Below are 6,420 nucleotides of genomic sequence, written 5' to 3'. Positions count from 1 at the left end.
CCTGCTCGAGGCGGCGCGCACCACGCCGACCGCACTCTGGAACGATTCGTCCGATCTTTCAGAGCTGAAGCAGTCGATCGCCTTCGGCGGGGTCGGTGCAACCTGCAACCCTGTGATCGCCTACTCGACGATCAAGAAGCACCTCGACGTGTGGCGCCCCCGCATCGAGGCCATCGCCGCCGCGAACCCGACCTGGGGCGAGTCCCAGATCGGCTGGCAGGCCGTGCGTGACATGTCGGTCGAGGCCGCGGCGCTGCTGAAGCCGATCTTCGATGAGCACAACGGACGAAACGGCCGTCTCTCCGTGCAGACCGATCCCCGCTTCCACCGCGACGCGAAGGCGCTGGCCGACCAGGCCGTCGAGTTCCATGGCCTCGCCGACAACATCGTCGTCAAGATCCCGGCCACCAAGGTCGGCATCGAAGCCATCGAGGACGCCACCTACCGCGGCGTGAGCATTAACGTGACGGTGTCGTTCTCCGTCCCGCAGGCCGTCCAGGCCGGCGAGGCGATCGAGCGCGGCCTCGTCCGCCGTGAGGCCGAGGGCCACGACGTCTCCCGGATGGGCCCGGTCGTCACCCTCATGGTCGGTCGGATCGACGACTGGCTCAAGCACGTGGTGGCTCGCGACAAGCTGTTCGTCGACCCGTCGGCACTGGAATGGGCAGGCGTCGCGGCGATCAAGCGCGCCTACGAGGTCTTCCAGGCCCGTGGTCTCCGTTCCCGCGTGCTTTCGGCCGCCTTCCGCAACGTCCTGCAGTGGTCGGAACTCATCGGCGGCGACCTGGTCGTGTCGCCCCCGTTCAAGTGGCAGGAGATCATCAACGCGTCCGGCTACGACGTGGTGGAGAAGATCAACGAGCCTGTCCACGAGCACTACCTGGAAGAGCTCAACCGGATCCCCGACTTCCGTAAGCTCTACGAGGTCGACGGCATGACCATCGAGGAGTTCGAGGACTTCGGCCCGACCCGCAAGACCTTGCGCCAGTTCCTGGAGGCAGACGCCGATCTCGACGCCCTGGTTCGCGACATCCTGATCCCCGCGCCGTAGTCCCCCCGACCCGGATCCAGGAGGCCCCCGACCGTCTGGTCGGGGGCCTCCTTGCGTCCCGGTCGGCGTGACCAGGCAGCACCCGCGATCCGACCACCCACGCCGTCTCTCTCCCTTCACCCTCACTTCCCTCCTCCCCGACCCTCACTCCCCTCCTCCCCCGGCCCTCCCGCTCCCCGGAAAATCGACCACTGGCCGATTCTCATCCGTCCCGACACGAGAATCGCCCACCGCCCGGCCCATGCGGCGTTCATCCACGACACCAACCCAACGCCTCTCCCTGGAGAATCGACCACTGGCCGATTCTCATCCGGCCCGACACGAGAATCGCCCACCGCCCCCCCCCGATCCGACGGTGTTCGCCCACAGCACACGCGGCCCATTTGCGCCACACACGCCCCACCGTCTATTGTTAACACATACCTCATACGAGGTTGCCGGGCACCAGCCCGGGCACATGGCCGTGCGAACGCACGGCCAACCGGTCGCTTTGCGCGTTCGCACACGCAACAGATAAGGACCGACGACATGACACAGCTCATGACCCCCAACATCGCGCTCAGCGAATCCGCCCGCACCGCGGCCGACGACAACAACCGCTTCACCCTCACGATCGTGCTCGCCACACTCGCGATCGTCGCGGTCGCCATCGGCCTGGGCGCCACCGGCAACCCCTTCGCCTTCGCCGTCGCCGCAGGCCTTCTCGTGACCGTCTTCTGGGCGGGCGCCAGCTGGGCAGCTTCAAAGTTCCTCGGATGATCAGCGCCCCGCCTGGGGTGACCAGGCAGGACCCCCACACTGAGCAGGGTCGGTAGGGATCTTCAAGATCCCCGCCGGCCCTTCTCAACATCCAGGCCCCAGCGCGCGTGCCCCTTCGAACATCGACGTCGATCCGAGAGACTACACAGCCAGAGCCCCCGGGACGAGAGCCCCGCATCAGGGACGCCTGCTCGACCCACTAGACGAGATCCGCAGCGAGATGTTCCCAAATGCTCTTCCATTTTCTCAAATGTCCTGACAAACTAGAGTGGTGAACGATCATCAGTCCCACCTCTATCCTGGCCGCGTCTTCATCGAGGCCGCCCTGGAGGCAGCCGACATCAAGGCGCACATGTCGAAGCAGATCCGGTTGCGCTACCTTCAGCGGGCAGCAATGGCGGGCGTGCTGATCGGCATCTTCTACTGCGCCTACTTCGCACTTTCCGCCTCCTTCGCCGCCATCCCCATCGGTGGCACCGACCTCGGAGTCGTGGGTCGACTCCTCGGCGCATTCGTCTTCGGATGGGCTCTCGTATTCATCTACTTCACCAAGTCCGAGCTCCTGACGTCGAACATGATGCTCAGCTCGATCGCGGTCTACCACCGTCGGTTGACCGCAGGAAGGGCATTGGGGCTGCTGGGGCTCTGCTATCTCGGCAACTTCTTGGGTGGCCTGATGCTCGCGATCCCGCTGCGATTCTCCACTCTGATCGGCGGCGAGACAGGCCACAAGATGGTGGCCGCGGTCGAAACGAAACTCGGCTACCTCGAGAGCTTCTCAGGGGCTGGCGACCTGTTCGTCCGGGCCATCCTCTGCAACCTGCTGATTAATGTGGCGATGCTGATGGTCTACAACGGTTACCTCACTGACGTCTTCACGATGGCTCTGGCCATGGTCCTCTCCGTCTTCCTCTTCGTCTTCTTGGGGCTTGAGCACTCGGTCGCCAACACCGTGTTGTTCACTCTGGTCGGCCTCACGCATGGCATTGAGCTGCTCCCAGCGGTCGGCAACATCGCCATAGCGCTCGTCGGCAACTTCGTCGGCGGCGGGTTGCTGATCGGCGTCTACTACGCCTTCCTCAACGACCGGCGTTCGAACATCTAACGGCCCGCCACTGCCCCGGGGTTCTGCCCCCAGGGCAGTGGTCTTTCCCGGGGGCAGTGGCGGATACTCGTCACCAGACGGAGCACAATCGACCACTGGCCGATTTTCGGCAGTCCAGCCACGGCGCTGACAAAGGCCGAGGCGAGCAGGCAGTGGCGGATACTCGTCACCAGACGGAGCACAATCGACCACTGGCCGATTTTCGGCGGTCCAGCCACCCGGTTCCGACGGCGTTCACTGACGGCACACGCCTGGCCGTCGCAGTACCTCACTGTCAAGTCCCCGCGTAATGGTAGGCCGTTTGGCCGACACGCGCCCGCCACTTAGAATAGGTGCATACCTCAACCGAGGTTCCTGGGTGGAAACCCAGGCACACATGGTCGTGCGAACGCACGGCCACCCGGTCACTCAATGCGTTCGCACACGCACAGAAGAGAGACCTACCACATGACAACGCTCATGACCCACACCTTCGCGCTCAGCGAAACCGGCCGCACCTCCGCCGCCGACGACATCCGCTCAACCCGCAAGATCCTGCTGGTGACCCTCGTGGCCATCGTGATCGGCGCCGGCCTGGTCGCCATCGGCAACATCGCAGCCTTCGCCATCGGCGTCAGCGTCCTTGCTGCCGCCCTTTGGGTAGTGGTCAGCTGGGCCGCATCGAACCTCCTCGGATGACCAGCACCCGGCCTTGGCCTGCCAGGCAGGACCAAGACGCTGAGAAGGGTCGGTAGGGATTGAAACAATCCCCACCAACCCTTCTCTGATTCCAACTCAAACTCAGCTGAGCGTCTCCTTGAAGTGCTCCTCGAGCTCCTCAAGGGTGTGCCCCTTCGTCTCAGGCACGAACTTGTAGATGAAGCCGAGAGCCAGCACGCCCAGCCCGGCGAAGACGAAGAACGTCCCGAATCCGAGCGCGGACTGCATGATCGGGAAGAACAGCGACACGAGCATGTTGGTCGTCCACAGCATGAACACCGAAACCCCGATCATGGCGCCACGTGACTTCAGCGGGAAGATCTCGGAAACCATCAGCCACACCAGCGGCCCCTGTGTGGCCTGCATGATGAACACGAAGGTGACGATGGTAACCAGAAGCAGCCAAGGCCTTGCCGGGTTGCCCAGGTCCAACTGAGTCCCAAGGATTCCCATGAGCAGGTGCGCCGTGCTGGTTCCGATGAACCCGACCAGAAGAATCGTCCGGCGCTTGAACCGGTCGATGATCCACTTGAGCGCGATGAGGATAGCCGACACCGAGGCCAGCCCGTTGAAGACGTTGACGATCAGCGCGACCTCGTGGGTGAAGCCGGCGTCCTGCAGAACCAGTTCTCCGTAGTACATCATCGAGTTGATGCCCGTCAACTGCTGGGAGATCGACAAGCCGATCCCGATGAAGAGGAGCCGCCGCATCCACTTTGTCGCCATCACCTCGCGCAGGGTCCCCTCCTGCTCCATCTTCGCCTCTTCCGCGAGGGCTCGGACCTCCGACATCTCGGCGACGGCCCGCTCCTCGCTACGCACCTGCCGCAGGACGTCGAGCGCCTCCGACTCGCGGCCCTTCAACACCAGCCACCGGGGGCTCTCGGGCATCCGGAGCATGCCGAAGAACAGGGCGATCGACGGCAGCACCGCCACGGTCATCATGTAGCGCCAGGTGTGGGCATCAGCATGGAAGATGTTTCCGATGATTGCGTTGATGGCAAATGCCGACGATGCACCAATCACGATCATCAACTAGTTGCGGCTCACGAGCGACCCACGACGCTCGAACGGGGCCACCTCTCCCAGATACACGGGAACTGTGACTGATGCGCCACCGACCGCAAGGCCAAGGAGGAATCGGAACACCAGAAGTGCGGCGTAGTTCGGCGCCAGCACACAACCTGTGGCCGCGACGAAGAACACGACGGCCAACGCGATGATGAGCTTGCGGCGCCCGTACCGGTCGGACAGCTTCCCGCCCACCGCGGCACCGATGGCAGCCCCCGCCAGCAGCGTTGAGGTGATCAGACCCACCTGGGCGGCGGTGAGCTCCGCCGCTCCCCCGGTCAGTGCCGGATCGACCATCATGAAACTGAGGGCGCCGTTGAGAACGCCGGTGTCGTAGCCGAAGAGCAGACCGCCAAACGTGGCCACGACGGTGACCAGACCGAGTCGTCTGTTGTACTTGCCGTCCCCGAGTGGGGGCAGCCCCTGGTGGTCCTGCGCCCAGGGTTGAGAGCTGTGAGTCATGTTCTTTTTCCTATCCGGCCCGATGTACCTAGAGCAGCAGATCCAGCGCAAGCATTGGCGCGGCGTCGAGCCTCAAGAGATGTGGTGCGCCGTCAGTGGCGCCTCTATGCGTAGACTTTAACCGCTCTAGCCACACATGTCAATACATTTATGTGTCATGTCCTCACATCTAGCGGTCGCGGTTGCTCGCCGTGGCGATGGGGCAACCTAGTCGATCACCGCTCGCTTTTCGGGCGGTGTGCGCGGCGCGGCGGTGGCATCGCAACACCTGCCCCGAGGGCAGACACACCCCGGACAACCATCAATTTTGTGCAAACAAGAAAATGGATGGGTATTGTATGCTTGCCTCCAGAAGTCTGGTTTGGCAACCGTTGACGGGGGTCCACGGCGCACAAAGTAGGAGGTCCAGATGGACGAGACATACTCGCCTGAGATCATGATCGACCGTGCCTCGAACACCCCGTTGTACGAGCAGATTGCCCAGCCCATAGAGGCCGCGATCCTGTCCGGGGAACTGCCTGCCGGGGCGATGATCGAGGACGAGGTGTCCATGGCTCGTCGCCTTGATGTGGCACGTCCGACGGCTCGTCGCGCGCTCCAGGAACTGGCGAACAAGGGCCTCCTGACCCGTCGGCGTGGGGTCGGCACCAGGGTCACTCCCCCGCACGTGCACCGTCCGATGAAGCTCTCGTCCCTGAATGAGGATCTGGCGGAGGCTGGCTTCACCCCGACCACCAAAGTGTTGAGCTACGAGGTGCGCGAGGCCTCGGAGACGGAGGCTGAACGCCTCGGGATCGCAACAGGGACCGGCGTCCTGGACATCAGGCGGCTTCGGTACGCCGACGACCATCCCATCGCATTGCTGACCAACCTGATCCCCCTCGACATCGCCCCCACGTGGCAGGAGCTCGGCGATTCGGGTCTCTACCAGGCCTTTCACAAGAGGGGGGTCGACATCGCCTCGGCCACGCAGGAGATCGGCGCCCGGGGTGCGACGCCGGAAGAGGCCTCCACCCTTGGAGAACAGCCGGGGGCGCCGCTCCTGACCATGCACAGGGTTGGGCGGACGGCAGACGGTCGGGCGGTCGAGCTCGGGGAACATGTCTACCGCCCGTCGCTGTACTCGTTCCACTTCTCGCTGTTCACGTCCTGACGGGCCCGTTCTACGCTGAGTGGGTCGCCCGGCGCGCTCTGCGAGCAGGCGTGGGCGTTGTCACCCCGCACACGGTGCAGGCACCCGACCACAGTCGCCAGACAAGGTCCACGATGGTTT

Annotated in this window: 5 protein-coding genes and 1 pseudogene; 5 read left to right on the top strand and 1 reads right to left on the bottom strand. The window is 63.9% G+C overall.

Annotated features, from left to right (window positions below):
- The first annotated feature begins 1 nt into the window (after position 1).
- The 4 genes from BUC15_RS18285 (at position 2) to BUC15_RS18270 (ending at position 3,593) form a co-directional block, all read left to right on the top strand.
- Positions 2–1,051: a transaldolase family protein gene (locus tag BUC15_RS18285; protein WP_139280362.1), complete on the top strand. Its 1,050-nt coding sequence runs from the start codon at positions 2–4 to the stop codon at positions 1,049–1,051.
- 528 nt (positions 1,052–1,579) lie between these two features.
- Positions 1,580–1,810, top strand: coding sequence for a hypothetical protein (locus tag BUC15_RS18280; protein WP_073191405.1), 231 nt, complete (start codon positions 1,580–1,582; stop codon positions 1,808–1,810).
- A gap of 271 nt (positions 1,811–2,081) precedes the next feature.
- Complete coding sequence (locus BUC15_RS18275) at positions 2,082–2,915, top strand: formate/nitrite transporter family protein (protein ID WP_073191411.1); 834 nt, start codon at positions 2,082–2,084, stop codon at positions 2,913–2,915.
- 447 nt (positions 2,916–3,362) lie between these two features.
- Positions 3,363–3,593 carry a hypothetical protein gene (locus tag BUC15_RS18270; RefSeq protein ID WP_073191402.1) on the top strand — a complete coding sequence of 77 codons (231 nt, stop codon included), beginning with the start codon at positions 3,363–3,365 and terminating at the stop codon, positions 3,591–3,593.
- Positions 3,594–3,695: 102 nt separating this feature from the next.
- Here the strand turns inward: BUC15_RS18270 and BUC15_RS18265 are convergent.
- Positions 3,696–5,147: pseudogene (locus BUC15_RS18265) on the bottom strand (sugar porter family MFS transporter).
- 409 nt (positions 5,148–5,556) lie between these two features.
- On the opposite strand from BUC15_RS18265, the gene BUC15_RS18260 reads away from it, so the two are divergent.
- Positions 5,557–6,300 carry a GntR family transcriptional regulator gene (locus BUC15_RS18260; RefSeq protein WP_073191399.1) on the top strand — a complete coding sequence of 248 codons (744 nt, stop codon included), beginning with the start codon at positions 5,557–5,559 and terminating at the stop codon, positions 6,298–6,300.
- Positions 6,301–6,420 lie beyond the last annotated feature (120 nt).

Source organism: Tessaracoccus bendigoensis DSM 12906, from assembly GCF_900141915.1.
GTDB lineage: Bacteria > Actinomycetota > Actinomycetes > Propionibacteriales > Propionibacteriaceae > Arachnia > Arachnia bendigoensis.
The sequence above is the reverse complement of the archived record's forward strand: the minus strand, read 5'-3'. Positions and strand labels throughout refer to the sequence as shown.

Excerpts from the sequence above, each read along its gene's own strand:
- BUC15_RS18280 (WP_073191405.1), top strand. The coding sequence starts at position 1,580 with ATGACACAGCTCATGACCCCCAACATCGCGCTCAGCGAATCCGCCCGC.
- BUC15_RS18270 (WP_073191402.1), top strand. The coding sequence starts at position 3,363 with ATGACAACGCTCATGACCCACACCTTCGCGCTCAGCGAAACCGGCCGC.
- BUC15_RS18260 (WP_073191399.1), top strand. The coding sequence starts at position 5,557 with ATGGACGAGACATACTCGCCTGAGATCATGATCGACCGTGCCTCGAAC.